Source organism: Methylobacter marinus A45 (assembly GCF_000383855.1).
In the GTDB taxonomy this organism is placed as follows: domain Bacteria; phylum Pseudomonadota; class Gammaproteobacteria; order Methylococcales; family Methylomonadaceae; genus Methylobacter; species Methylobacter marinus.
On record NZ_KB912877.1, the window covers coordinates 2,666,622 to 2,692,749 of the forward strand.

Consider the following 26,128-nt stretch of genomic DNA (forward strand, 5'->3'; position numbering starts at 1 on the left):
AGGTATTAACTTTTGAAGGTGTTTTTTCCGGACAAAAATTAAGCCAATTTTAATGGTATTTTGTAATCCGGGATGGATTTATTTGACGCTCAGCAGGGGAGGATGAATAAATCAGACAAAAAAAAATGCGACTAAGAAGCCGCATTTAAGAGGAGGATTAATTCTAAAGTCTCAAAAAGAGATTGCATCTCAAGAATTGAGTACATATTAGCAATAAGTAATTGTTAATTAAATGTGGCATATTGCCGCATGACGGATTGTTGCAGATCATACTGCGTCGTTCTGTAACAGATTGCTCAGTTTGGCAAAATCGCTCAATGCAATCATTTCGGCCCGTAGCGTCGGGTCTATGTTCAAGGCTTCGATATCCTGCTCGGCAATCAATGTTTTCAGGGAATTGCGCAAAGTCTTGCGCCGCTGCGAGAAAGCCTGCGTGACGACTTTGTTGAGTTTGGCGACATCTCTGACCTGAACAGGCGGTTGCGGGTGTGGAATCAAGCGCACGATGGCCGACATGACCTTAGGCGGCGGATCGAAGCTTTCGGGCGGGACATCAAACAAAAGCTCTGTCGCGCAGTAATACTGCATCATGACGCTGAGCCTGCCGTATTTTTTGCTGCCGGGCGCGGCGCAGATCCGGTCGACGACTTCCTTCTGCAGCATGAAATGCATGTCCTGTATGCAGGCGGCATTGTCCAGCAGATGGAACATCAGCGGCGTGGAAATGTTATAGGGCAGGTTGCCGATCACGCGCAGTTTCCGGCCGTCTTCGGCCAGCGATGCGAAATCAAACTTCAGGGCGTCGGCGCTGTGTATGCGCAGGCGATCGTGTTGCTTGAATTTTTCCCTGAGCAGCGCGACCAGGTCCCGGTCGAGTTCGACCACATCGAGATGCACGCCTTCTTTCAGCAACGGCTCGGTCAATGCGCCCTGGCCCGGGCCGATCTCGACCCAGTGCTCACCGGGCCTGGCCTGGATGCTGGCGATAATGTTATAGATAATCCGGTGGTCATGCAGAAAGTTCTGACCGAAGCGCTTGCGTGGTATGTGGGCCATGTTATCGAGTCGTGTTGGTTGCCATGAGTAATGCGGTTTGTATGGCGCTGTGCAGGCTGCCGATTTCGGCCTTGCCGGTGCCGGCCAGATCCAGGGCCGTGCCGTGGTCCACCGAGGTGCGGATGATCGGCAGGCCCAGCGTAATGTTGACGGCCTGGCCGAAGCCCATGTGTTTGAGCACGGGCAGGCCCTGGTCGTGATACATGGCCAGCACGGCGTCAGCCGTCGCCAGGTATTTCGGCGTGAACAAGGTGTCGGCCGGCAGCGGCCCCTGAAGGTTCATGCCCTGCTTGCGCAGGTTGTCGAGCACCGGCTCGATGATGTCGATTTCCTCGCGGCCGAGATGGCCGTTCTCGCCGGCATGCGGATTCAGGCCGCAGACCAGGATGCGGGGATTGTCCAGTTTGAAGCGCGAACGCAGATCCTGGTCCAGTATGCGCAGCACGGCTCTTAACCGCGAATGGGTGATGGCCGAGCTGACCACCGACAAGGGCAGGTGCGTCGTCACCAGCGCCACGCGCAGGCCGGGCGTGGCCAGCATCATGACCGGATGGCCGCCGGTCAGGTTGGCGATGTATTCGGTATGGCCGCTGAAAGGGAAGCCGGCGTCATTGATGATGCCTTTGTGCACGGGGCCCGTCACCAGGGCGTCAAACAAACCCTCCAGGCAGCCTTTGGTCGCTTTCGTGATGGTTTTCAGCACATAGCGGCTGTTGGCCGGGTTTAACCGACCGCACTGGGCCGGTTCCGCCAACTCAACGGGCAGCACGGTCAGGCTGCCGGCCTGCTGGGGGCTGGGCGGCAGCGTGCTGTCGAACGTTTTGATCCTGACTGTCAGGCCCAATTGTCTGGCGCGCTGTTCCAGTAAGTCAGGGCTGGCGATGGCGACGATTTCGCAGGGCAAATCCTGCTGGGCGAGTTGGACGCAGAGATCGGGGCCGATGCCGGCGGGTTCGCCCGGCGTCAATGCGAGGCGCGGTATGGATGGACTGGCGGTCATAATAGTCGAGAAAAAATGAATGATTCTACAGTATAAGAACTTAAGATGATTTTAAAATTGCTCCAAGCGGGACGGGGTTTGCAGCCCCGTCCCGCTGCAGATTCAATGGATCATTCCATTTGTATCGTGCCGACTTTCTCGCTGTCCACTTTTTTCAGGAATGGCGCGATGATCAGCGAGCCAAGAAAAATAACGGCGATAATCTCGAACAGCGTGTTGAAGGTCATGACTTCCGCCTCGCGCCAGGCCAGGGCGGTGATCTGCTTTAATGCCGCCGCCGAGGGTTCGGCCAGATTCAGTTGGCGCATCGATTCGGAGAGACCTTCCAGCAACTCCTGTCCCTGGTAGTGCGTGGCTGTCATCGCTTCGCGCAGGGTCGCATAATGGCTTTTCGTTAAATAAATGATCAGGGTATTGGCCACGGCCAGGCCGATCGCACCGCCCAGATTCCGCATCAGGTTGTACAGGCCGCTGGCGTTTTTGACTTCCTCGACCGGCAGCAAGCCCAGTGCCAGCGTGTTGATGGGCAGAAAGCATAGCATCAGCGCCGTGCCGCGAATGGCCTGCGGCCAGAAGAATTCCCAGTAGCCCGATTCGGCCGTCAAGCCGGCATTCATCCAGCAGCCCAGCGCGAACAGGCCAAAGCCCAGGCACAGCATCCAGCGCAAATCCATTTTCTTCTCCAGGGGGCCTGCGATAAACGCCGACAGCAACTGGAACAAGCCGACCACCATCAGGTAATAGCCGATCTGCAGGCTGTTCAGGCCTTTGACGCTGCCCAGGTAAATCGGCACCAGATAAGTAATCGTATAAAGCCCGATGCCCAGCACGAAGCTGTACAGGCAGCCTACGGCAAAGTTGACATTGCGGAAGGCGTGCAGGTCGATAATCGGATGCGGTGTTTTTAACTCCCAGATCAGCATGGCGATGCCGCTGACCACGGCAACGAGGGTCAACGCCATGATCAGATTGTCCTCAAACCACTGATGGCGCACGCCTTCTTCCAGGACAAACTGCATGCAGCCCAGGAAAATCGCGATCAGGGCGATGCCGATAAAGTCGATTTTCTGCAGCAGATGCCATTCGGGCCGATCGATATCAACGTTCAGCCAGACCAGAATGCAGACCAGCATGCCCGGCACCACGTTGATCAAAAACAGCGCTTGCCAACTGTAGGTCTCGGTCAGGTAGCCGCCCAGAATCGGGCCGACGGTAGGCGCGATCGTCACGATCAGGCCCAGTACGATGGTCATGGCCGGCTGCAGGCGCGGCGGGAACATGATGAAGATGACCGTGAACGTGACAGGAATCATCGCGCCGCCGAGAAATCCCTGTATCAGGCGGAAGATGACCATGGACGGCAGATTCCAGGCGAATGCGCAGAGCAGGCTGGCCAGCGTGAAGCCGCCGGCCGAGATGGCATACAGATAGCGCGTCGAGAATACCCGCGCCAGCCAGCCGGACAAAGGGATGATAATGACTTCGGCGATCAGGTAAGAGGTCTGCACCCAGGCGATTTCATCCTGCGTGGCGGACAGTCCCGCCTGTATTTCCTTCAGCGAGCTGGCGACAATCTGAATGTCCAGCACAGCCATGAAAACGCCGATACTCATGCTAAAAAATCCGATCCACTGCGCCAGGGTCAGCGGGGTTTCCTCCGGCCGGTTTTGTACGTCCGCCGCCATGTCTTAACGTACTTTAACCCGGGCTTCGACCGACAGGCCCGGCTTTAACAGGCTGATGTCCTGGCCGCCGTCGAAGACAATCTTGACCGGTACCCGGCGCACGATTTTAGTGAAATTGCCCGTGGCGTTTTCGGCCGGCAGGATGCTGAATTCCGAACCGCTGGCCGGCGCAAAGCTGTCGACCTTGCCGTGCAGTTCAAGTTCGGGATAGGCATCGACCTTGATCGATACGGCTTGTCCCGCGCGCATGTGTTCCAACTGGGTTTCCTTGAAATTGGCTTCGACCCAGATTTTATGGTTTTCTATCAGGTAAGCCAGCGTAACCCCGGGGCGAACCAATTGGCCGAGCTGCACGCCGCGCTTGCCGATGATGCCGTCGACCGGTGCGCGCACCTTGGTGTGTTCGCGTTCTATTTCAGCCAGCCTCAATTGCGCCTGGGCATTTTTCAGGCGCGCTTCGGTTTCGGCAATTTCAATATCAAGCGTGGCAAGCTGATTTTGTTCCGCTTCCAGCGTCGAATGCATCGCTCTTAATTCAGCAGTGGTTTGTTTGGATTCCGATTGAATTTTATCGAGGGACTGGGCCGACGCCGAGCCCCGGTTGATCAGGTTGGTAAAGCGCTTTAAATCCTTTTTGGTTTGTTCTTGCCGTGCTTTCGATGCGGTTATGTTGGCTCTGGCCGCTTCCACGCGCGCCTGTTGGGATATTTTCATGGCCTGAAGGCGACGGATGTGGGCCTGTTCGGCCGTGATGTCGGCCTCGGCCTGAGCTACCTTGGCCTGATAATCGCGATCATCTATCGTGACCAGTACCTCGCCCTGCTTGACAGCCTGGTTGTCATCGATGGCCAGCGCTGTCACATAGCCTTGTACCTTGGGGCTGATCAGCACGATATTGGATCTCAGATAGGCATTGTCGGTGGCTTCGTATTGACGGCGGTCAAGTATCCAATAGCCGATCGCTGTTACCATAACAACAGTAATCAGCAAACCTAAAAAAATGGAACGGGAACGTGGCATAAACTACCTTGATAAACTAAACGGTTTAGTTTAGTCTAGCTGATCGAGTTTAATTATTAAATAGTTTTCTTTCAGCAATGATCCCAGAATCTGTTGACCCCAAGCGGCAGGCCATTATTGACGGCGCCACGCGCATGTTTCTGGCGCACGGCTACCGGAACGTCAGCATGGAAAGAATCGCGCAGGCCGCACCCGTTTCCAAAGCGACGCTGTATAATCATTTTGATAGCAAACCTGAGCTGCTGGCCGCTGTCGTATCCGCCTTATGCACATCGTTATTGCAGACCATGACCGAGACCGCCATCGAGTCGGGTGAGGTGGAAAATAACCTGAAAAAAATTGCCGCGTCGTTCATGGATTTGCTGTTTGCGGAAGACGCGCTGGCCATTTACCGGCTCGTTATCTCGGAGAGCCACGATTTCCCCGAACTGGGGCGGTTAGTCTATGAAAGCGGTCCATTGCCGGCGTTAACCTGGCTGGAAGATTATCTGCGGCGGTTGAATGCCGATGACCGTTTTAACATTGCCGATCCGGCGTTTGCCGCGAATGCCTTTTTCAATTTGTTGAAAGGCGATCTGTATTTGCCTTGTCTGTTGGCGATCAAACCGCTGCCTTCGACGGACGAGAAAAATCGGGTGATTAATCAAGTCATTTCCTTTTATATGCGGGGCATTTTGTATGCTGATCAATAAGAACAACCTGTACTCCAGTCTAATCAGCGTTTTAATGGGTGTGTACGCGCCTGTCGTATCGGCCGAAACGCTGGAACAGGCCTGGAGCAGCGCCATTGATAATAACCACCAGATCAAGGCAGCCAAAACTGATACGGCCGCCGCCGAAGAGCAGCTGGATTCGGCTCAGGGACAGCGGCTACCGGAGCTTAATGTCAGCAGCGGCTATACGCAACGTAGCGAAACGCCGGGCGCTGTGACGCAGATAAACGGTCAAACGGCTCAGTTCAATACCCAGCAGCCCGGCAACATGGATGCGCAGGCCATTGCTACGCTGCCTATTTATACGGGCGGCCGCATCAGCCACAACATCAATGCCGCCGAAGCGTCCCTCCAGGCCGCACAGCACAATGAAACCACGGCTCAATTGAATATAAAAATGCAGGTGGCCGAGGCTTATATCGCGGTGTTGCGTGCCGAAAGCACCTTGCAGCTCATGCAAAGCCATGTCGACAGTCTGAAAGCGCATGTGGAAGACGTGAATAACCTGTTCGAGCAAGGCATGGTGGCCCGTAATGATGTACTGGCGGCGAACGTGGAACTGGTCAATGCACAGCAGCAGGTCGTGCAGGCCGACAACCGACTCGATATCGCCAAGGCGAGCTATAACCGGTTGCTGGACCGCAACCTTGCCGATGAGGTCAAACTGGTTAAACAATTTCCGGAAATGCCCAAGGAAGACTTAAAAGAGCTGAGCAATAATGCCTCTAGGCAACGTTCCGAACTGGCCGTGCTGACGCAGCAAATCGAAGCCCTGGAACAACAGGCGCAGAGCGTCAAGGCCGGTGTATTGCCGCAGGTCGCCATCAACGGCGGCTATCAATATCAGGAAAACCGTTACCAGGCCGCTGAAAGCATGTGGCTGGTCAACGCCGGCGTCAAGTGGAAGCTGTTCGACGGCAGCACACGCCATCAAAGTGATGCCATCAGCCGGCAAGCGATATCCCTGAAAGAACAGCGCAACGATTTGACCAGTATGATCGGTCTGGAAGTGCGGCAAGCCTGGCTGGATTGCCAGGAAACGCAAAAACGCATCGTCGTCACCAGTCAAGCCATCGAACAGGCCGACGAAAACCTGAAAGTGACCACCGACAGCTATCAGCAGGGCCTGTCGACCAATACCGACGTACTGAAGGCCGAAGACCTGCGCACTACCTCGCATGACAACTTCAACAATGCCAATTACGATGCCGCGCTGGCCATTTTGCGTCTGCGGCGTGCGATAGGGGTATTGTGAGGCCTGGGCGGCTATTGATAATGTCAGCTTTGAGAATTGGATCCTAAGGAATGTGAATTTTATAACTCCTGCATCCATGCAGTCGTTGAACAGGAGCAGAAATCCTGTCTCACGCGGGTTTTATTTCATGCCCGTTCCTAAGCCGGTACTGAACGATCCTTACAAGACTTGTGCTCAAATGAGTCTGGCGACGAACCGTAAAGGCGGGTTAGACGCGCAAACCCTCGAATCATCAATCCTCGCCAGCTCTTTCCACGCGTCGTAACCGGCTTTTTGACATCTTTTCTATTCCAAATTCCATTGCCTGGCTATCCACCGATCCGTCCCTTCCAAGGAATAAATCTCCAGGAATCCGGCGAAGCGCGACATGCAGGGGGCGTCCGTTATCCGCACAATACCAGCCATCAATGCCTCATTTTGGTGCGCATTCTTAGATCCCGGCTTCAACACTTGCCGTTTAAACCTCGGTTGCGTATGCCGGACGGCAAAATGGCTTGCATATTGCTTTGTGCCACCCGTGCCTGTCTTAATTTTTAACGCATACCTAAGGATAAATTATATGTTGTCGGACGCTGAACGGTTTGAAACTTTCTCTCCCTATATTCGTAGTGTTACCCAATGCAAGGAAATACTCCGTGATTTGAATGGAACCTGGGGATTGATTTCCGCCATTGCCGAAATCAGTTGCCCCAAAGAAGCCGCAACCATACTGCCGGCGATGGAAGCCACAAAAAAAGGTTTTGGCGAGCTTGAAAGCAAATTGACCGGCCAGCTGGTGTCCGAGGAGATCAACAAAACCTGTCTCGAACTTGAATCCAAGGCCCAGGTGTCGGTCGACATTCTGGTTCGAAATCTCTATGAGCGTACCGCCGATATCGGCTTTCTGGCGACCAATGCCGATATATGCAATTTTGTGCTGGCCTCCGCGAAAGCCGAGGCGGCAAATGCGGATTCGATCAATCAACTGCTTGACGAATATGGTTCAAAATATACCGTATACGATGACATTATCATTCTGGATGCCAATCAGCATGTACTCGCCAGGCTTGACCGCGATACGCCGGCCGTCTCTCGCGGGCTTTTTGGCCCTATCGTTCAGCGGACCTTGAATTCACCGGAGGATTATGTCGAAACCTTTGGTAAAACCGCTCTGCGGCCCGGCATGGACCGGGCGCTCATCTATTCCAAACGGATCGTCGATCCGGCCGACGACTCGGTGATTGGCGTTTTATGCCTGTCATTCCGTTTCGATAACGAGATGGAGGGCATTTTCCGCAGCCTGCAAAAGAAAGGCGACAAAGCCGTCATGTTGCTGCTGGATGCCGACTCCGTGGTGATCGCCACGAGCGACCCCGATCATGTGCCGCTTGGCCGCGTCATCGAAGCCGTTCCGGAAGATGATGTCTACGGCCTGACTGACTTTGCCGGCCGCGAATACCTGTCGGTAACGCACAGGGGGCGTCCCTATCAGGGGTATGCCGGGCAGGAATGGTACGGACATGCCATGGTTCCATTGCAGTCGGCGTTCGGTTGTTCCGCATCCGACCGGGAGATCAATGCCGAAATTCTTCGGCATGGCGACTCGCTGGCTCCCGAACTGTCCAGCATCATTGCCGGCGCCGCCGAAGGCATCAACCTGTTTTTGCACCGCGTCATCTGGAACGGCCAGGTCATGGCGACGAACGAATACGGCAACCCTTTGTCGCTCAAGGCGATCCTGAGACAGATCCGCTCAATGGGCGCGCGCACGGCTCAGGCGCTTGCAGATTCCAGCAGCAAGCTGCATGTTACGATGATTACCTCTGAACTGCGAAATGCCGAATCCATCGCCCGGCTCATGATTGATATCATGGATCGCAACCTGTACGAGCGCAGCAATGATTGCCGCTGGTGGGCGCTGACGTCGGAAATCCGGCGCATCCTGTCCGAAGGCCGTCTGAGCCCCGAGGACAAGGCGAAAATGACTGATATTCTGATCTATATCAATAAGCTCTACACGGTCTACACGCGCCTTTTTATCTATGACATCAAAGGGACTGTAGTGGCCGAGTCCAATCTGCATGACGACCCCGTCGAGGCTTTGGGCAGAAAGGTCAACGCCGCCTATACGCAGGAGACTTTTGCCTTGCGCTCGCCGCAGGCATACCGGGTGTCGCCGTTTGAGGAGTCCTGGCTGTACGAGGGCAAGCCCACTTATATTTATAATGCCGCGATCCGCCATATTGATGATTTGAACAAGGTAGTGGGCGGTATCGGTATCGTGTTTGACTCCACTCCTGAATTCAAGCACATGCTGGAGGATTGCCTGCCCGATAAGCCGGGAGCCTTCGGGCTCTTTGTCGAGCGGTTCAGCGGCCGTATTATCGCGTCGACCGACGAGGCCCATTTCAAAACGGGGGACATGTTCTGGATTGCCCCGGAATTTGTCGAACTGCAGGAAGGCGCGGGAAAAGCCAAAATCGTGCTTTATAAAAAAAAGTACTATGCCGTCGGCTGTTACTCCTCCAGAGGATATCGCGAGTTTAAAACCACGGGTGATTATCATAATGATGTGGCGGCCTTCGTGTTTATTCCCATCGGCGAGAAAGCCGAAATCGCCGGCTCCGAACAACGGCAAGTCATCCTTTACCCGCAAGAGCCGATAACCGGCGAAATCATCGATCTCGCCACGTTTCATATCGGTCCGGAGGTTTACGCGTTTAATGCCGCGGATGTGCTGGAAGCCGTGGATGTGGCGCAGATCAATCGTCTGCCCGGCGTGAAATCCTACATTGTCGGCAGCATCATGTATTGCGATAAAAGCCCCGACGGCATCAACGAAAAAGTCCCGGTGCTTGTTATTGACGGCCGGATTCTGACCAATAAGCCGCCCGCGGATCGGGAGCGACAGGAAAAAAACGCGGGCGCCGTTATCGTTGTGCGGACGCAAATGGGGCCGATTGGCCTGTTGGTCGATGGGCTTGATGCCGTGCCCGCCTTTGAAAAAATGCAGATCCAGCCGGTCAATAAATTGCTGCGGGGCGACGGAGGCTATGTAAAGTCATTGGTTAATATTCCTGAAAGCGACACCTCTGGAAAAATGCTGATCGTGCTGGATCAGGACCTGATCCTGGCCGCAGTCCGCCAGCGGTAACCGGGGGCGGCAGCCGCTTTCAACGGGCAGTCGGTAATCATTGGCTTCATCCCGCAGGGATGTTTCCTTATTGCTTGGAAACCCGGAAGGCGGGTTACGACGCGCATAAAGATCGGGTGAAAACTGATGACATAGTGGCTTGCGCGTCTAACCCGCCCTACAGCTCTACCATTTGCCCTGGAACTTACGCATCGACAGGCGACTGAAATTGTCGGTGTACATGCGCCATGCCTGGCATAAGGCCAGCAAGCGTAGGCTGGGATGGCGCTTTAGCGGAAACCCGGCACTGGCGGCTTCGAATGACGGATTTACCAGCCCAGCCTGCAATTTGTGCCGTTAATGTTATTCCTCCTCTATGCCCAGTTCCTTAATCTTGCGGGTCAGGGTATTTCGCCCGTAGCCGAGCATGATCGCGGCCTCGTGGCGCTTGCCATGGGTGAAGTCCAGCGCGGCCTTGATCAACAGCGTTTCAACGGCCGGAATAATGTGTTTGGCCACTTCCGGCGTTTTGGTCATTAGTTGCTGATCCACCGCGGTTCTCAGCAGCGATTGCCAATCGGTATGAGACGCCTCTTTTTCCGTCTGGGTGTGCAGCAGTTCAGGCGGCAGGTCATGGATGTGGATTTCGCGGCCCGATGCCATAACCGTCAGCCAGCGGCAGCTGTTTTCCAGTTGCCGCACGTTGCCGGGCCAATCCAGCGAACTCAAAAACGCCTCAGCTTCGGGTTTCAGGGTTTTGACTTCGGTATTCAACTCGTGCGCGGCCTGGGTCAGAAAATGGCGCAGCAGCAAGGGAATATCCTGTTTCCTGTCGCGCAGCGGCGGAATATGAATGCGGATGACGTTCAGCCTGTGGAATAAATCCTCGCGAAAACGGCCTTCGTTGACCAGGGTTTCCAGATTCTGGTGCGTGGCGGCAATAATGCGCACATCGACTTTAACGGAGGCATGGGAGCCGACCGGGTAAAACTCGCCGTCGGCCAGCACGCGCAACAGGCGTGTTTGCAGCTCGGCCGGCATGTCGCCGATTTCATCCAGAAATAGCGTGCCGCCGTTGGCTTGCTCGAAGCGGCCGGCCCGTCGAGCCTGCGCGCCGGTAAAAGCGCCTTTTTCATGGCCGAACAGTTCCGATTCCATCAGGTCTTTCGGAATGGCGGCCATGTTCAGGGCGATAAACGGTTGCTGGGCTCTGGGACTGTGCCGGTGCAGGGCCTTGGCGACCAGTTCCTTGCCGGTCCCCGATTCGCCGTTGATCAGTACGGTAATATGGGAACGGGCCAGCCGGCCGATGGCGCGGAACACCTCCTGCATGGCCGGTGCCTCGCCGATGATTTCCGGCGGCGTTTCTATCAGGGTGGTTTCTTCGTGTCCGCGCGCCCGTTCCTGCTGTTGACGGCTATGCACGCAGGCGCGATGCACGAGATCGACGACTTCCTTGATATCAAAGGGCTTGGGCAGGTATTCGAAGGCACCGCCGTGGAATGCCGAGACGGCGCTTTCCAGGTCGGAGTGCGCGGTCATGACGATAACCGGCAGGTCAGGATGGCTGTGCTGAATCTTGTCGAGCAATTCCAGGCCATCCATGCCGGGCATGCGGATATCAGTCAGCAGCGCGTTGGGCAGGTCATGCTGCAGGGCCGTCAGCAGTTCTTTCGCGTTGGAAAAGCTGCGTGTCGCGATAGCGGCTTTTTCCAGCGCTTTTTCAAGCACCCAGCGTATGGACTTGTCATCATCGATGATCCAGACCGTTTCCAGATTATTCATGGCCGGACTCCACGGGTAAGAAAATCGAAAACACGGTATGGCCAGGTTCGCTGTGGTATTCAATCAGGCCGTTATGCTGGTTGATCAGGGCTTGCGCGATCGACAAACCCAGTCCGGTGCCTTCCGCGCGCCCGGTGATCATCGGGTAAAAGATCTGGTTCAGCATGTCGGCCTCTATGCCGGGGCCATAGTCGATAATGTCGATCTTGACCGTCAATTTGTAACGTTTACGGCCGATGGTCATCTGCCTGTGTATGCGCGTTTTGATCATGATTTCACCTTTGCCATCCATCGCTTGGGCGGCGTTTCTGGCAATGTTCAGGATGGCCTGGATCAACTGGTCCTTGTCGGCCTGAATTTCGGGGATGCTGGGGTCGTAGTCATATCGAACCGTGAGGCCGCCGCTGGCTTCGACCTGCACGAGTTGTCTGACGCGCTCAAGCACTTCATGAATGTTCAAGGCTTTTTTGTTGGGCAGTTTGTTGGGCCCCAGCATTTTGTCCATCAGGCCCTGAAGCCGGTCCGACTCGGCAATGATGATTTGCGTGTATTCCTTGAGCTCCGGTTCGTGCAGTTCCAGGTCCAGCAGTTGGGCCGCGCCACGCAAACCGCCTAGCGGATTCTTGATTTCATGGGCCAGGCCTCTGACCAGCAGCCTGGCCGTGTTTTGCTGGCTCAATTGCTGTTCTTCCTTCGATATGCGCAGATGGGTGTCGACCTGCTGCAGTTCCACCAGGATTTCCGTCTGTTGCTGATCCTTTAGCAGCGGCGTTGCGCTGAAATTAATCGTCACGGTTTGCGACATGCGCTCCAATGCCAGCTCGCGATCGACCAGCGGCTCTTCCATCGCCAGGCATTGTTGTAAATTCAGGAGCAAGGCCGAATCGGATGACTTGAATAGCTCGTAGGCGCTGAGCCCTACCAGATGGCGCGCGCTGTCAGCCAGTAAAATTTCGCCGGCGGTATTGATGTAGGTGAGTTTCAACTCATGATCAAACAGCAAAATGGCTTCGTTAAGATGTTCAAGTATGTATTTATACACGGTTCCTCTAAGAGCTGTTTTTACTATGGACTTTAAATTTATAGCAATTATCAGACCATAATGAGCGGAGAGTGTTTAAGCGGTCTTCGCAAATGGTCTTAACTAACGGGCAGAACTGCGCCGCCTTTATAATAAGGTTGCAAAAGGGTAACGCAAGAGGGTAAACGAAAAACGCCCCAAAATGGGGCGTTTTTGTATGGGCTTGATGGCGTCCGATCTGGTCGGACGCGCGTTAAAGCTTACAAGCTGTAGTACATATCAAATTCTACAGGATGCGTGCTCATGCGCAGACGAGTGACTTCTTCCATTTTCAGTTTAATGTAGCCGTCAATCGCGTCATTAGTGAATACGCCGCCTTGGAGCAGGAATTCACGGTCTTTGTCCAGTGCATCCAGCGCCTGGTCGAAGGCGTGGCAAACCTGCGGGATTTCTTTCTCTTCTTCCGGCGGCAGGTCATACAGGTCTTTATCCATGGCATCGCCGGGATGGATTTTGTTCTGGATGCCGTCCAGGCCGGCCATCAGCATGGCTGAGAATGCCAGGTAGGGGTTCGCGGTCGAGTCAGGGAAGCGTATCTCGATACGGCGGCCTCTGGGATTTTGTACGTAAGGAATGCGGATGGACGCGGAACGGTTGCGCGAGGAATAGGCCAGCATGACCGGTGCTTCAAAGCCGGGAACCAGGCGTTTGTAGCTGTTGGTTGACGCGTTCGTGAAAGCGTTCAGGGCTTTCGCGTGTTTGATAATGCCGCCAATGTAATACAGGGCCGTTTCGGACAGGCCGCCGTATAGATCGCCTGAGAACAGGTTGGTGTCGCCCTTGCTCAGGGATTGATGCACGTGCATGCCGCTGCCGTTGTCGCCGACCAGCGGTTTAGGCATGAAAGTGGCTGTTTTGCCATAAGCATGCGCGATGTTGGCGATAACATATTTCAAGTTCAGGACTTCGTCGGCTTTTTTAACCAGCGTATTGAATTTCACGCCGATTTCGCATTGGCCCGCGGTTGCCACTTCGTGGTGATGGACTTCAGTCGTCATGCCCATCTCTTCCAGCGTCAGGCACATGGCAGAGCGCATGTCCTGGAACGAATCGACAGGGGGGACGGGGAAGTAGCCGCCTTTAACGCCGGGACGGTGACCAATATTGCCATCTTCATAGACTTTTTCCGAGTTCCAGCCGGCTTCCTGGGAGTCGACCTTGAAGAAGGAACCGCTCATGTCGGAACTCCAGCGGACGTCATCGAAAATAAAGAATTCGTTTTCAGGCCCGAAGAAAGCGGTGTCGGCGATGCCGGTTGATTGCAAATAGGCTTCCGCGCGTTTGGCGATGGAGCGGGGGTCGCGCTCGTAACCTTGCATGTTGTTCGGCTCGATGATGTCGCAACGCAAGATCAGGGTATTGTCATCAAAGAAGGGATCCATGACCGCGGTAGTCGGATCAGGCATCAGGATCATGTCGGATTCATTGATGCCTTTCCAGCCGGCAACGGATGACCCGTCAAACATGTTGCCTTCTTCGAAAGTATCTTCGTCGACGGTATGAGCCGGGAAAGTCACATGCTGTTCTTTACCGCGGGTATCGCAAAAACGAAAATCGACGAACTTCACGTCGTTTTCTTCGATCATTTTAAGCACTTTTTCTACAGACATTTATCGCGTCTCCTGGATGATTTTTTGAGGGATTATTATTAAGGCAAACGTCATAACATACCTTTTTTTTAATAGCTTAGCCACTAAATTTATGGGCTGAACAAGTCCCATGTTAGTGTGCCGGGTGAATGGACGGCACATCCTTGTGCCGTCTGTTCGGGTTTTTAAAAGTGAACGATTGCATCAGCCGAAATCAGCACCTGGTCGTTGCTGAAGCCATCGTTATAGGCTGCGTTTTCGGTTGAATGGTCATATCTGACTTCAGGACGGAGCGTCAGCCAGGACATGGGAGAATAATTCAGGCCCACGGTAGCGGCCAGATAGTGGTCGCTGTTGCCGTTTACCCTGAAGCCGTCTTCATCGCGGAACCATTCAAGACGCATGCCCGCGCCCAGTTGCTCATTGATGTCATAAGTCAGATATTGGTTAATGCCATACCATTTGCCCGAGTCGGCGCCTAGTGATTTTTCCTCTATGCCCATATCGTGCTGCAGTGTGTAATGCAGGCTGTCGGTAATGTCATGGTTTAATACGATGCTGTACATCGTGCGGTTGTGTTCGTCGTCTTTGTTGACGTCGCCGGTGATCAGCGAGAAGGCGACGGAGGTTCTTTCATTGTCAGTCGTATAGGTAACGCCGCCGAGGAAGTTGGCCGGCTCCTGGAAGAATGAATCCCATCCCGACACGACGCCGCCCGTGATGCTGATGTTCTTGTTGACAGGGTAGGACGACAGGATGCCGGTATGCGTGAACGGTTCGCCATATTGCATGGTGTAGGCATGAGAGAAGAAGAAATTATCCGGCGCGGTGACAACTTCATTGCCGATAATGGTGTAAAAATGGCCGATCTTGGTAGTGATGCCGTTGCCTATCGGTGCGAAAACCGTGGCATAGGCTTGAGGGAAGGCCAGCTTGTAAAGGCGCGAAGAGCCGTCCGAAATCAGGTTGTCGTCAAAGTTGGCTTGCGTGGTATAAAAAGCATCTATGCCGTAAACGATATCGGCCCGGAACCCCAGATCCCACTTGCCGCCTTCTTCGTTCACGGCTTTTTCTATAAAACCGTACAATTGGTGGGCATTGAATTCGTTGGCGCGGTTGTTGAATGTGACCGGGCCGTTCGTTCTGCTTTCAGGGTCATCGGGATTGCCGGCGATACCTGCTGTAGCCCAGCCGCCGACATTGATGCCCAGGTCTTTCAAGGGTGCTGTTTCATTAATGTTGAAACCAGTCAGGCTTTCAATCGCGCCTTTGTCGTCCGCTTGCGCCAGTGATGAGCAAAGCAGGGCGCTGCACAAGGTCAACGGCCAGCCATGATGTTTTTTGTGGTGAGTCAGCATAAGTATCGCCTTTTGTCGGGAGCTTAAGGCCTCCCGGATAGCAGCTATCCGGGAAGTCTAGCTTGATTCTAAATTAAAAATCCAATGACTGAGAAAAACCAATTTTCAGACATTGTTGTTTGTAGCACACATTGTGGTTTTATTAACACAGCCTAATCTTCAAATGCAAAATTCGGGCCATAATTGTATAAACTGGTTTCCGGTTAAGAAATCAAAGAAGGCGGCCGCATTAAATACGGCCCGTCATGAATCAGAGTAGTGCAAAAATCTCCTTAATTTGGTCGACGTTGGTGCAACACTGCTTTATATACTGATTGCGGGCGTTAGTCACGCGACAAAACCAGGACCCGTTCCTATAGGTCAATGCTTACGCGATACAGGTGTCTCGCCGTTCGGATGTGATGGGGACTAACTTCTCTAGCATAAAAGCAGGCCGGGTATCGCTTGAGCGATATCCAAATGCCCGCTGAGTGAGGCAGGATAAAAACGCAGGCTGGCTGAATAACCGCAATGCTCCATAATGGTGCTTAAAATACCTTTATTGCACAATAATGGGGCAAATTTATTTTTAGAAAAGCCGGCCCCAACAAGGTTTTATCACGAATTTTATTTGGCACAATCTGTGCTTTGGAAGTTCCAACAGTTAACGTAAGCAAGAGGTGTTGTATGAAACTGATAACCGCTATTGTCAAACCCTTCAAACTGGATGATGTCCGTGAAGCCTTGTCTGAGATAGGAGTGTCCGGCGTCACGGTAACCGAAGTGAAAGGATTTGGCCGCCAGAAAGGGCATACCGAGCTTTACCGCGGAGCTGAGTATGTGGTTGATTTTTTACCTAAAGCCAAGGTTGAAGTCGCGGTAGGCGATCTGCTGGTCGATCAGGCTGTGGAAGTGATCGCCAAAGCTGCCAACACCGGAAAAATCGGGGACGGCAAGATTTTTGTCACTAACTTGGAGCAGGTGGTCCGGATCCGTACCGGCGAAACCGGCGATGAAGCATTATAACAATTATAAGGAGAGACAAAGTGGATAAATTAGTTCAATTGAGTTACGCCTTGGATACGTTTTACTTTTTAATGAGTGGCGCGTTGGTTATGTGGATGGCCGCCGGCTTCGCCATGCTTGAATCGGGTCTGGTCAGAGCCAAGAATACCACGGAGATTCTGACCAAAAATATTGCGTTGTTTGCGATTGCCTGTGTGATGTACCTGTTGGTCGGCTACGGAATCATGTATCCGGATGCGGCCGTTAATAGTGTTTGGCCGGGGGTGAGCTTTTTGATAGGGCCCGAGCATACGGTGGAGGAAGTCATGAACAGCGACGGCAAGACCTATTATGCGAAACTTGCGGACTTCTTCTTTCAAGTCGTTTTCGTGGCAACTGCCATGTCGATTGTTTCCGGGGCTGTCGCCGAACGGATGAAGCTGTGGTCTTTCCTGACCTTCGCGGTGGTCATGACCGGTTTTATCTATCCGCTGCAAGGCTTCTGGAAATGGGGCGGTGGTTTTCTTGATGAAATGGGGTTTCTCGATTTTGCCGGCTCCGGCGTCGTCCATATGACCGGTGCCAGTGCGGCTTTGGCCGGTGTTATGCTGCTCGGTCCGCGTAGAGGGAAATATGGCGAGAACGGCACTATCAATCCGATCCCCGGCTGCAACATGCCAATGGCGACTTTGGGTACGTTCATTCTGTGGATGGGCTGGTTCGGATTTAACGGCGGCTCGGAATTGAAAATCTCCGATATCGGCGAAGCGAACTCGGTAGCCATGGTTTTTGTAAACACCAATATGGCTGCTGCCGGCGGCTTGATCGCTGCGCTGATGACCGCGCATTTCCTGTTCGGCAAGGCCGACTTGTCAATGATACTGAACGGCGCCCTGGCGGGACTGGTGGCCATCACCGCGGAGCCTTTGACCCCGGCCCCTTTATTGGCGGTTATTATCGGTGCGGTCGGCGGCGTCCTGGTGGTCTTCGCCATCCTGTTCATGGACAAGTTGAAAATCGATGATCCGGTCGGCGCGATTTCGGTTCACGGTGTGGTCGGCATCTGGGGAGTGATTGCCGTCTGCTTATCCAACCCTGATGCCAAATTCCTGGTCCAGTTAACAGGTATCGTGACCATCTTCGGATTTGTTTTCATCGCCAGCCTGATTACGTGGTTTGTCATCAAGTCAATGATAGGGATACGCGTCAGTGAGGAAGACGAGTATAACGGCGTTGATTTCTCCGAATGCGGTATGGAGGCTTATCCTGAATTTACGGCCGAGGGCAGTAAACGGTAACGTTAAATTTCAGATGGTTGCAGTGCGGGCGCTTGATTGCGCCCGTTTTTGTTGGTTCAGGTTCATTCCAGGTTGCAGTGGGGCAACGCCAGTTTCACGTAAATTGTATGTCGGCCGATAATTCACTATGATGGCCGCTTACGTTGACCCCTTCAGGGTTGATCACTATACGTCACATTAAATTTGGGAAACTAAAATGAAATTAATCACAGCAATCATTAAGCCGTTCAAAATGGATGATGTAAGAGAAGCCTTGTCCGAAATCGGCGTTGCCGGCGTGACAGCCACCGAAGTTAAAGGTTTCGGCCGTCAGAAAGGCCATACCGAACTGTACCGGGGGGCGGAGTATGTGGTGGATTTTCTGCCTAAAGTCAAGCTGGAAATCGCCGTGCCGGACGATATTTTGGATAAGGCGGTTGAAACAATAGTAAAAGCGGCCAACACCGGCAAAATCGGTGATGGGAAAATATTTGTCTCTAATCTGGAGCAGGTGATTCGGATTAGAACGGGAGAAACCGGAGAGGATGCCATTTAGTTATGTTTGAAAGAGAATGTCATTTAAAATTAGTAAACTGTTTTTAGTCTTGTTGTTACTGCCGGAACTGTCTGTGGCCGGCGAATTGAATCAGGCCAATACGGCCTGGGTTTTAACCTCCACCGCTCTGGTTTTGTTTATGACGATTCCGGGGTTGTCCCTGTTTTATGGGGGGCTGGTCAGAAGCAAAAATGTGCTGTCGGTTTTGATGCAGTGTTTTTCAATTACCTGTCTGGTTTCCATACTCTGGCTGGCCGGTGTTTATAGCTTGATTTTCGCCAATGGCGGCGAGCTGCAAAAACTGATAGGCGGCACATCCAAGCTGTTTCTGCCGGATATCGGCATCGGTTCGATGACCGGCGATATTCCTGAAACAGTTTATTTTATGTTTGAGATGACATTCGCGATTATTTCGCCGGCGCTGATCGTCGGCGGTTTTGCCGAACGAATGAAGTTTTCGGCGATGCTTTGGTTTAGCGGTTTATGGCTGATCCTCTGCTATTTGCCGGTATGCCACTGGCTCTGGGGCGGCGGTTGGCTGGCCGATCTGGGCGTGATGGATTTCGCCGGCGGCATTGTCATTCATGTCAATGCCGGCGTTGCGGCCCTGGTGGCGGCCCTGGTGCTGGGCAAGCGCCGCGGGTTCCCGACCACGGCCATGCCGCCGCATAATATGACCATGGTGATAACCGGCGCGGGCATGTTGTGGGTGGGCTGGTTCGGTTTCAATGCCGGCAGCGCCTTAACCGCTAACGGCAATGCCGGCATGGCGATGCTGGTCACGCATATCGGCGCCGCTTCCGGTTCTTTAACCTGGATGTTTATCGAATGGAAACGTTTTGGCAAACCGAGTGTCCTAGGCATTGTGACCGGTATGGTGGCAGGCCTTGGCACGATTACGCCGGCTTCCGGTTTTGTCGGCCCCATTGGTGCCTTGGCGATAGGCGTTACGGCCGGCATCGTTTGTTTTTATGCCACGCACTACTTCAAACGCACGCTGAAAATCGATGATTCACTGGATGTGTTTCCGGTGCACGGCGTAGGCGGCGTGACGGGGTCGTTGCTGACCGGTGTTTTCGCGACGAGCAGCCTGGGCGGATTAGGGCTGGCTGAAGGTGTATCGATCATGGATCAGGTCGGTGTCCAGGCTTTGGCCATTATGGTGACGTTGCTCTGGAGCGCCGGTTTCAGTTATCTGATCCTGAAAGTACTGGATAAGCTGATCGGCCTGCGCGTGACGGCTGATGAAGAGGTGCAGGGACTGGATATCGTGCTGCACGAAGAGACGGGCTATCAGGATTTATGACTTAAATCTCAGTGATGGGTCACAAAAAAGGCGGCGGTAGGGTCGCCTTTTTTGTTTAAAATGGTCGCAAGTAAAGCTGAACCTGATCAGGGCTTATGAAAAATACGCGGAAAATTGTAACCATTCTCTTAAGAGTTTTATTGACCATCGCCATTGTCCTGGCTGTTTATGCCGTGATCGGTTTTTTTATCGTACCGGCAGTATTGGAGGCCAAACTACCTGACATCATCGAGCAGCAAACCGGCAGGAAAGCGTCCGTGGAACAGGTTCAGTTTAACCCTTTTTCCCTGGTCGCCAGTATACGGGGATTTGAGGTACAGGAAAAAAACGACCAGCCTTTTGTCGCATTCGATCGTTTTTATCTTAATGTCAATGCGCTTGAATCCATCAAGCAAACCGCACTGGTTTTCGATGATGTGTACCTGGAAAAGCCTTTCGTCCATATCGCCAGGCACAAAACCGGGGAGTTCAATTTTGCTGATCTGATCAAGGAGGAGGCTGAGCCCGAACAGGAAGAGGGGGGGATTTTTCCGGTCGTCGTCGGTAATCTGTCCCTGGCGGAAGGAAAACTGGCGTACGAAGATGCATCGGCGGAACGGCCGATAAACGAGCAGATCTTCCCGATCAATCTGCAAATCGATCATTTTTCAACATTGCCCGATGAACAGTTTGACTTATCTTTGGCGTTAGTGCCGTCACCGGGTGGTCAGTTTGACTGGCAGGGCAAGGCCGGCGTAAACCCGTTGGCTTCAGAAGGCGCGATCACGTTCGATAAGATAGAATTGCAAAAAATCCTGGCGCTAGGCATGAAGGATAATGCGCCGATTGATTTTAAGGGCGAGGAACTGCTGACGCTGACGTACAAGGTTAACGCCATAAAGGAAAACAACCAGTTCAACATCGATTTGTCGCTCCTGCTGAATACGGGTGAGCGTTTGGATTGGCGCGCCATGCTGACTACGGATCCCGTGGCTTCGGAAGGACATATCAAGCTGGAGAAGGTGACGCTTCAACGAATCCAGCAACTGGCGCCGCAGGATGCTGTCCCGGTTGCCTTAAAAGGCGAGGAATTCTTCGAAGCCGATTACAAGGCCAGTTATGCGGACGATACCCTCAAGCTCATGGTCAGCCAGGGCCGGTTTAATATTCAGGGCTTTCAGCTTTCGGAACGAGGGCAGGATCTGGTTCTGGTTAAACTGCCGAGTTTTTCGGTGCGCGGAATCGACCTGGATCTAAACCAGCAGAAGGTCGGAATTGATTCCGTTTTGGCCGACGGCGCCGATATCCAGGCCTGGTTGAACACCGACGGCGTCATTAATTATCAGGCCCTGTTTGCCGGCGATAAAAACGATGACGATCAAGCCCCTCAACCTGCGCCGCAACCGGCAGCCGCTGAAAAGTCGCCATGGCAACTTAAGGTCAACGATATCACCCTCAAGAATGCCGCGCTGGCTTTTGAGGACCGAACGCTGGAAAAACCGGTGGCGGTGAAATTTTCCGGTGTCGATTTCAATCTGAAAAAATTCAGCACGGAGGCCGGAGCCAGCATGCCCTTTCAGTTCGATACCGGCGTCAATGAACACGGTTCGGTGGCCCTGAAAGGCGACATGGTCATCGAGCCTTTTTCCGCCCGGGCGGCCGTTGATGTCAAGGATATCGGCCTGGAAGCATTCCAGTCTTATCTGGCTCAGTTTGCACGGGTCGATATCGAGGATGGCAAATTCAGGCTGGCCGGCCAGCTGTCCGTCGCGTTGCAGGAACAGCAGCCGCCGGATATCAAGTTTAACGGCAGCACCGGCATCGCCGATCTGGTAACGCGCGATCAGTTGGTCAATAAGGACCTGATCAAATGGCAAAACCTGACGTTAAACGAGATAAAGGCGGATGTGGCGGCGGAACGCTATACTGCCGGCGAACTGGCTATTGACAAGCCTTACGCTCGGGTGATTATCAAGGAAGACAAGTCGGTCAATTTTAATGATCTGATTGTTGGCGACAAAAAATCCGAGACCAAGCCGTCTGAAAAGGTACCGGTCAAGGCGGCGCCGGCTGACAGCGAAAAACCTTACTTTAAAATCGACCGGGTTCGGATAACGGATGGCACATCGGATTTCGCCGATTTGTCGCTGATTTTGCCTTTCGCGGCGCATATCACCAATCTCGACGGCGGCGCCAGCGGATTTTCATCGGAAAAAAGATCGCGGGTTGATGTCGCTTTAAAAGGCAAGGCTTATGATCTGGCACCGGTTGATATCAAAGGTGAAGTCAGCCCGTATCTGGGCAATTTCAATCTGGAACTGAATTTTCGCGGCATGCCGATGCCGTTGATTTCGCCTTATATGGTGGAATTTGCCGGTTATAAGGTGGAAAAAGGCAAGATGACGCTGGGACTGAAATACAGTGTCGATGACGGCGAACTCACTGCGTCGAATAGCATCCTGATCGATCAGTTCACATTGGGCGAGAAAGTGGAAAATCCAGATGCCGTCTCCTTGCCGCTTGATCTGGCCATAGCGCTGCTGAAAGATTCGGAGGGTAAAATAAAAATGGATGTGCCGATTACCGGCAGCCTCGAGGATCCGCAATTCAGCGTCGGCGCGCTGGTTACCGATGCTCTGGTGAATGCCATTACAAAAATCGTCAAGTCGCCGTTTAAGGCGATAGCGTCCTTGTTTGGTACCGAGGATGACCTGAGCACGATCAGCTTTGCCGCCGGCAAGGCGGAACTGGATGAACAGCAGCAAAGTAAACTGGAGACTGTGGCCAAGGCGCTTCATGAACGGCCGGCGCTCAATGTCGATATCAAAGGCGCGGCATTCATGGAGCAGGATTGGCCCGCGCTGACAGACGCGGCTTTATACGACCAGCTTAAAAAAATGCGCGCGGCCGAGATCAACAGCCAGGGCGGCAAAAAAATACGCGAGGAATATGTCGAGCTTTCCGATGAGGAATACAAGCGCCTTCTGGCGGACAGGTTTATCGAAAAGTTTCCGCTGATGGCGGAGAGAACGTTTTTTGGCAAACCGCGCTTAAAGGATCCGAAAGCCGGCGATTTTTATGAAGTCGCCAAACAGAAACTGACCAGCATTATCGAGCCGGAACAAAAGCGGCTTAAAGACCTGGCGGCGGATCGGGCTCAGGCCATCGCGAAGTATCTCGTTCAGCAAGGCGGCATCGACAATGACCGGGTGTTTATTCTCGATACCGCGGTTGATCCTGAACGGGAAAACGGCGAGATTGTCAGCTCGCTGTCTTTAAAGACCCGTTGATGTCAGGGATTGGCAGGGGGCTCCGCCGTGCTATGGATGTGCGATTTCGGCATCGGTCAGATAACAGCCCGGGTCCTCGGCCCAGGCATTGCCCGATGTCTGCTGCGCCCTGACCCGGGTGTTGCCGTTGCAGATGCGCTGGAAATGACAGGTTGCGCAGCGGCCTTCCAGGGGTCTCGGATTCTGCTTGAGCCCGGCCATCAACGGGTCGGAAACATCCATCCAGATTTCCGAAAAAGGCCGCTGTCTGACATCGCCCAGATCGTAATGCCACCAGAACGTGTCCGGGTGCACGTGGCCGAGATTGTCAATATTGGCGACGTTGACGCCGGAGGCATTGCCGCCCCATTGCTCCAGTTTGGCCTTGATGTGGTCGATCTTGTCGGGGAATTTTCCGGCGACCCAATGCAGGAAATAAACGGCGTCGGCATCGTTGTTGCCGGTGACGAACTCGCGCTCCTTGCCGGCTTTGAGCCACGCATAGGCGGTCTCGAACAGCAGATCCATGGCGGTGCGGGTCATCTGGAAATGCGCGTCGTCCTTGCGGTTCCGGTTGCCGCGGCCGCCGTAGTTCAGATGCGACAGGTAGAACTTGTCGATGTCATGGTCGTCCATTAATTGCAGCAGGGCCGGGAAATCCTGGTAATTATCCTGCGTCAGGGTGAAACGGATGCCGACCTTGATGCCTTTGTCCAGGCACAGATGCACGCCGCGCAGCGCCTGGTCAAACGAACCCGGCAGGCGCCGGAACCGGTCGTGCGTGTCCTTGATGCCGTCCAGGCTGACGCCGATATACTGATAATCGATCGCGGCGATTTCATCGATATTGTCGGCCGTAATCTTCGTGCCGTTGCTCGACAGGGCGACGTAAAAGCCCATGTCTTTGGCCCGGCGCGAAATGTCGAAGATGTCGGGGCGCAGCAGCGGTTCGCCGCCCGACAGAATCAGCACCGGCACCTTGAACGCCTTCAGGTCGTCCATGACCGTATAGATTTCCTGCGTGCTCAACTCGCCGGGAAAATCGATATCGGCCGAGGTCGTGTAGCAATGCTTGCAGGCCAGATTGCAGCGGCGGATCAGGTTCCAGATCACGACCGGCGCGGCCGGCTTGCGTGCCGGTTTTATCGGCGTCGGGTCTATCAGTTCCCGCATGTAGTGGCTGAGTCTGAACATATTATGAGTTTACGGAATCGGATGGGGTGCTTTTAGAGCGGCTGCGAAAACCGGTCTTTTTCAGAATTTTCGTGCTGTACAAGACATCACTGCCGCGGTTACAGTCGCCGAGCAGGTCGGAGATCTGGCGGATCTGCCGGTCGACATCGGCCTGCGTCTTGCCATGCACCATCGCGAACAGATTATAAGGCCAGTCGGGCAGATGCCGCGGGCGATGATAGCAATGGCTGACGAATGCCAGTTGTCCGACTTGCCGCCCCAGGTCGTCGATTTTGTCGTCGGGTATGTCCCAGACCGTCATGCCGTTATAGTGGTAACCCAGCTTGTAGTGATTGGGCACGGCGCCGATGCGGCGGATGACGCCGCTGGCCTGCATGGCCGCCAGGCGCGCCATGACCTCGTCGGCGGTCAGGTTCAGTTGTTCGGCGATCGTCTGGTAAGGCTGCGGCGTCAGCGGCAGGCCGGCCTGTGTGGCTTCGATGATCTTGCGGTCTATGGCGTCGAGCATGGTCAGGCCTCCAGCTTCAGGTTGACGAAATACTCTTTGATTTTCGGCATGTTGTAGACGGTCAGCCCGGTTTTTTCCTCTATCGCGTCGATAGTTTGGCTGACCTGCTCGGGCGTTTCCGTGGCGATCACGAACCACATGTTCAGGGTATGCCGGCGCGCGTAGTTGTGGGCCACCTCGGGAAACGCATTGATAATGTCGGCGATTTCATCGAACCGCTCTTCAGGCGCTTTCACGGCGGCCAGCGTCAGGGCGCCGCCCATTTGTTCGGCGTTATAAAGCGGCCCGAAGCGCGTCAGTATGCCGTTGGCGCGCAGGTTCTTGAGCCGGATCAGCAGCTCGGCTTCGGTGATATTCAGCGTCAAGGCGACCTGCCGGTAGGGCGCATCGCAAATCGGAAAGCCGCCTTGCAGTGCATTGATGATTCTTCTGTCCAGATTATCCATGGACTACTTCCGCGCTAGCCGTGGCTGCGATGTTCTTGTAGACGGCGCCGCGCTGCTTGAAGCAGCGGCGGCTGAACAACACTTCGTGGTCAAAGCTTGTCAGGCCGCAGGCGACGGTCAGCTGTTCCAGCTGCTGCAACACCGTGGCTCGGTCCTTGCCGTGGATCATGCAATATAAGTTATAGGGCCAGCCCGGCCGTCTCGGGCGCCGGTAGCAGAGCGTCACGAACGGAAACCGGCTCATGTGGCCGCCCAGTTGCTTGACCCGATCGTCGGGCACGTTCCAGACGACCATGGCGTTGGCGCGGTAACCCAGTTTCCGGTGCTTGACGATGACGCCCATGCGCTTGATCAAGCCTTGCTGTTTCAGCCGGGTCAGGCGTTCAATCACTTCCGATTCGGGCATATCGCAGCGTCGCCCGATTTCGGCATAGGGCCGTGAACAGACGGGCAGCCCCGTTTGTATGTGTTCCAGCAGTTCAAGGTCGCGGCTGTCAATCATTATTCAGGTCCAGCTTAAAGCCTAAATCGATAAAAAAATCATCCAGCAAGGGTAATTGCATGGTTTTGCAGGCCGTTTCCTGTTCGATGGCTTCAATCACTGCGCGCAGGTGGGCGGCATCGGCGGCGATCACGACAAACCAGAGGTTGAATGGGTGTTCGCGCTCGTAATTGTGGTTGACTTCCCGGTAGGCGCTGATTTTGTCGGCGACTTCCTGCAGCCGCTCTTCGGGAACGGCCATCGCAACCAGCGTGCTGACGCCGATATGATTGGGCGGAATGACCGGGCCAATGCGGCTGATAAAGCGCTTGTCGTTCAGGTCGTTCAAGGCCGAGATCACCTCATCCTCGGCAACGCCCAGTTCATCGGCGATGGCCTGGAAAGGGCGCTCAGTGAGCGGGAAATCATGCTGAAAATCGTTCAGCAGCCGTTTGTGCAATGGCGTCAGCATGG

At 54.0% G+C, this 26,128-nt stretch carries 21 protein-coding genes; 8 read left to right on the forward strand and 13 right to left on the reverse strand.

Annotated elements, in window-relative coordinates:
- Positions 1 to 267: 267 nt before the first annotated feature.
- From rsmA to METMA_RS0112565, 4 genes are all read right to left on the reverse strand, one after another.
- Positions 268 to 1,056, reverse strand: a complete 789-nt coding sequence (gene rsmA, locus METMA_RS0112550; protein ID WP_020159443.1) for a 16S rRNA (adenine(1518)-N(6)/adenine(1519)-N(6))-dimethyltransferase RsmA — start codon at positions 1,054 to 1,056, stop codon at positions 268 to 270.
- Position 1,057: 1 nt separating this feature from the next.
- Positions 1,058 to 2,056 carry a 4-hydroxythreonine-4-phosphate dehydrogenase PdxA gene (gene pdxA, locus METMA_RS0112555; RefSeq protein ID WP_036248603.1) on the reverse strand — a complete coding sequence of 333 codons (999 nt, stop codon included), beginning with the start codon at positions 2,054 to 2,056 and terminating at the stop codon, positions 1,058 to 1,060.
- Positions 2,057 to 2,166: 110 nt separating this feature from the next.
- Entirely contained in the window at positions 2,167 to 3,741 is a 1,575-nt protein-coding gene (locus METMA_RS0112560) for a DHA2 family efflux MFS transporter permease subunit (RefSeq protein WP_020159445.1), read from the reverse strand.
- 3 nt (positions 3,742 to 3,744) lie between these two features.
- Positions 3,745 to 4,761 carry an HlyD family secretion protein gene (locus tag METMA_RS0112565; protein ID WP_020159446.1) on the reverse strand — a complete coding sequence of 339 codons (1,017 nt, stop codon included), beginning with the start codon at positions 4,759 to 4,761 and terminating at the stop codon, positions 3,745 to 3,747.
- Positions 4,762 to 4,838: 77 nt separating this feature from the next.
- On the opposite strand from METMA_RS0112565, the gene METMA_RS0112570 reads away from it, so the two are divergent.
- The 3 genes from METMA_RS0112570 (at position 4,839) to METMA_RS0112580 (ending at position 9,862) form a co-directional block, all read left to right on the forward strand.
- Positions 4,839 to 5,453, forward strand: coding sequence for a TetR/AcrR family transcriptional regulator (locus METMA_RS0112570; RefSeq protein ID WP_020159447.1), 615 nt, complete (start codon positions 4,839 to 4,841; stop codon positions 5,451 to 5,453).
- Positions 5,440 to 6,729, forward strand: coding sequence for a TolC family protein (locus METMA_RS0112575; protein WP_020159448.1), 1,290 nt, complete (start codon positions 5,440 to 5,442; stop codon positions 6,727 to 6,729). Before METMA_RS0112570 ends, METMA_RS0112575 begins: the two co-directional genes overlap by 14 nt.
- A gap of 559 nt (positions 6,730 to 7,288) precedes the next feature.
- Positions 7,289 to 9,862, forward strand: a complete 2,574-nt coding sequence (locus METMA_RS0112580) for a chemotaxis protein CheW (RefSeq protein ID WP_027147287.1) — start codon at positions 7,289 to 7,291, stop codon at positions 9,860 to 9,862.
- Between the two features lie 342 nt (positions 9,863 to 10,204).
- Here METMA_RS0112580 and ntrC read toward each other — a convergent pair whose 3' ends face one another.
- From ntrC to METMA_RS0112610, 4 genes are all read right to left on the reverse strand, one after another.
- Positions 10,205 to 11,626 (reverse strand): nitrogen regulation protein NR(I), encoded by a 1,422-nt coding sequence (ntrC, locus tag METMA_RS0112590; RefSeq protein ID WP_020159451.1) that lies wholly within the window; start codon positions 11,624 to 11,626, stop codon positions 10,205 to 10,207.
- Entirely contained in the window at positions 11,619 to 12,668 is a 1,050-nt protein-coding gene (gene glnL, locus METMA_RS0112595; RefSeq protein ID WP_020159452.1) for a nitrogen regulation protein NR(II), read from the reverse strand. Before glnL ends, ntrC begins: the two co-directional genes overlap by 8 nt.
- 239 nt (positions 12,669 to 12,907) lie before the next feature.
- Entirely contained in the window at positions 12,908 to 14,317 is a 1,410-nt protein-coding gene (gene glnA / locus METMA_RS0112600) for a glutamate--ammonia ligase (RefSeq protein WP_020159453.1), read from the reverse strand.
- Positions 14,318 to 14,481: 164 nt separating this feature from the next.
- On the reverse strand, positions 14,482 to 15,654 hold the full coding sequence (locus METMA_RS0112610; RefSeq protein ID WP_020159455.1) for a porin: 1,173 nt from the start codon (positions 15,652 to 15,654) through the stop codon (positions 14,482 to 14,484).
- 666 nt (positions 15,655 to 16,320) lie between these two features.
- On the opposite strand from METMA_RS0112610, the gene METMA_RS0112615 reads away from it, so the two are divergent.
- From METMA_RS0112615 to METMA_RS0112635, 5 genes are all read left to right on the forward strand, one after another.
- Entirely contained in the window at positions 16,321 to 16,659 is a 339-nt protein-coding gene (locus tag METMA_RS0112615) for a P-II family nitrogen regulator (protein ID WP_020159456.1), read from the forward strand.
- A 20-nt stretch (positions 16,660 to 16,679) separates the two neighbouring features.
- Positions 16,680 to 17,936 (forward strand): ammonium transporter, encoded by a 1,257-nt coding sequence (locus tag METMA_RS0112620; RefSeq protein ID WP_020159457.1) that lies wholly within the window; start codon positions 16,680 to 16,682, stop codon positions 17,934 to 17,936.
- Positions 17,937 to 18,132: 196 nt separating this feature from the next.
- The gene (locus METMA_RS0112625) at positions 18,133 to 18,471 is read left to right on the forward strand and encodes a P-II family nitrogen regulator (protein ID WP_020159458.1); all 339 of its coding nucleotides are present in this window, start codon (positions 18,133 to 18,135) and stop codon (positions 18,469 to 18,471) included.
- Positions 18,472 to 18,487: 16 nt separating this feature from the next.
- The gene (locus tag METMA_RS0112630) at positions 18,488 to 19,777 is read left to right on the forward strand and encodes an ammonium transporter (protein ID WP_020159459.1); all 1,290 of its coding nucleotides are present in this window, start codon (positions 18,488 to 18,490) and stop codon (positions 19,775 to 19,777) included.
- Positions 19,778 to 19,872: 95 nt separating this feature from the next.
- Positions 19,873 to 23,046, forward strand: coding sequence for a DUF748 domain-containing protein (locus METMA_RS0112635; protein WP_020159460.1), 3,174 nt, complete (start codon positions 19,873 to 19,875; stop codon positions 23,044 to 23,046).
- 30 nt (positions 23,047 to 23,076) lie between these two features.
- On the opposite strand, the gene nirJ is transcribed toward METMA_RS0112635, so the two are convergent.
- From nirJ to METMA_RS0112660, 5 genes are read right to left on the reverse strand one after another with little or no spacing between them, the layout of a single operon-like run.
- On the reverse strand, positions 23,077 to 24,219 hold the full coding sequence (nirJ, locus tag METMA_RS0112640) for a heme d1 biosynthesis radical SAM protein NirJ (protein WP_027147288.1): 1,143 nt from the start codon (positions 24,217 to 24,219) through the stop codon (positions 23,077 to 23,079).
- Position 24,220: 1 nt separating this feature from the next.
- Complete coding sequence (gene ahbB, locus METMA_RS0112645; RefSeq protein ID WP_020159462.1) at positions 24,221 to 24,727, reverse strand: siroheme decarboxylase subunit beta; 507 nt, start codon at positions 24,725 to 24,727, stop codon at positions 24,221 to 24,223.
- 2 nt (positions 24,728 to 24,729) lie between these two features.
- Entirely contained in the window at positions 24,730 to 25,173 is a 444-nt protein-coding gene (locus METMA_RS0112650; RefSeq protein WP_020159463.1) for an Lrp/AsnC family transcriptional regulator, read from the reverse strand.
- Positions 25,166 to 25,675: a siroheme decarboxylase subunit beta gene (gene ahbB / locus METMA_RS0112655; RefSeq protein WP_020159464.1), complete on the reverse strand. Its 510-nt coding sequence runs from the start codon at positions 25,673 to 25,675 to the stop codon at positions 25,166 to 25,168. The genes METMA_RS0112650 and ahbB (METMA_RS0112655) overlap by 8 nt, the downstream gene beginning before the upstream one ends.
- On the reverse strand, positions 25,668 to 26,126 hold the full coding sequence (locus METMA_RS0112660; RefSeq protein WP_020159465.1) for an Lrp/AsnC family transcriptional regulator: 459 nt from the start codon (positions 26,124 to 26,126) through the stop codon (positions 25,668 to 25,670). Before METMA_RS0112660 ends, ahbB (METMA_RS0112655) begins: the two co-directional genes overlap by 8 nt.
- Positions 26,127 to 26,128: the final 2 nt, after the last annotated feature.

Excerpts from the sequence above, each read along its gene's own strand:
- ntrC (WP_020159451.1), bottom strand. The coding sequence starts at position 11,626 with ATGAATAATCTGGAAACGGTCTGGATCATCGATGATGACAAGTCCATA.
- METMA_RS0112575 (WP_020159448.1), top strand. The coding sequence starts at position 5,440 with ATGCTGATCAATAAGAACAACCTGTACTCCAGTCTAATCAGCGTTTTA.
- METMA_RS0112650 (WP_020159463.1), bottom strand. The coding sequence starts at position 25,173 with ATGGATAATCTGGACAGAAGAATCATCAATGCACTGCAAGGCGGCTTT.
- ahbB (WP_020159464.1), bottom strand. The coding sequence starts at position 25,675 with ATGATTGACAGCCGCGACCTTGAACTGCTGGAACACATACAAACGGGG.
- METMA_RS0112580 (WP_027147287.1), top strand. The coding sequence starts at position 7,289 with ATGTTGTCGGACGCTGAACGGTTTGAAACTTTCTCTCCCTATATTCGT.
- METMA_RS0112625 (WP_020159458.1), top strand. The coding sequence starts at position 18,133 with ATGAAATTAATCACAGCAATCATTAAGCCGTTCAAAATGGATGATGTA.
- glnA (WP_020159453.1), bottom strand. The coding sequence starts at position 14,317 with ATGTCTGTAGAAAAAGTGCTTAAAATGATCGAAGAAAACGACGTGAAG.
- METMA_RS0112610 (WP_020159455.1), bottom strand. The coding sequence starts at position 15,654 with ATGCTGACTCACCACAAAAAACATCATGGCTGGCCGTTGACCTTGTGC.
- ahbB (WP_020159462.1), bottom strand. The coding sequence starts at position 24,727 with ATGCTCGACGCCATAGACCGCAAGATCATCGAAGCCACACAGGCCGGC.
- rsmA (WP_020159443.1), bottom strand. The coding sequence starts at position 1,056 with ATGGCCCACATACCACGCAAGCGCTTCGGTCAGAACTTTCTGCATGAC.
- METMA_RS0112560 (WP_020159445.1), bottom strand. The coding sequence starts at position 3,741 with ATGGCGGCGGACGTACAAAACCGGCCGGAGGAAACCCCGCTGACCCTG.
- METMA_RS0112615 (WP_020159456.1), top strand. The coding sequence starts at position 16,321 with ATGAAACTGATAACCGCTATTGTCAAACCCTTCAAACTGGATGATGTC.
- nirJ (WP_027147288.1), bottom strand. The coding sequence starts at position 24,219 with ATGTTCAGACTCAGCCACTACATGCGGGAACTGATAGACCCGACGCCG.
- METMA_RS0112570 (WP_020159447.1), top strand. The coding sequence starts at position 4,839 with ATGATCCCAGAATCTGTTGACCCCAAGCGGCAGGCCATTATTGACGGC.
- pdxA (WP_036248603.1), bottom strand. The coding sequence starts at position 2,056 with ATGACCGCCAGTCCATCCATACCGCGCCTCGCATTGACGCCGGGCGAA.
- METMA_RS0112635 (WP_020159460.1), top strand. The coding sequence starts at position 19,873 with ATGAAAAATACGCGGAAAATTGTAACCATTCTCTTAAGAGTTTTATTG.
- METMA_RS0112565 (WP_020159446.1), bottom strand. The coding sequence starts at position 4,761 with ATGCCACGTTCCCGTTCCATTTTTTTAGGTTTGCTGATTACTGTTGTT.
- METMA_RS0112660 (WP_020159465.1), bottom strand. The coding sequence starts at position 26,126 with ATGCTGACGCCATTGCACAAACGGCTGCTGAACGATTTTCAGCATGAT.
- METMA_RS0112630 (WP_020159459.1), top strand. The coding sequence starts at position 18,488 with ATGTCATTTAAAATTAGTAAACTGTTTTTAGTCTTGTTGTTACTGCCG.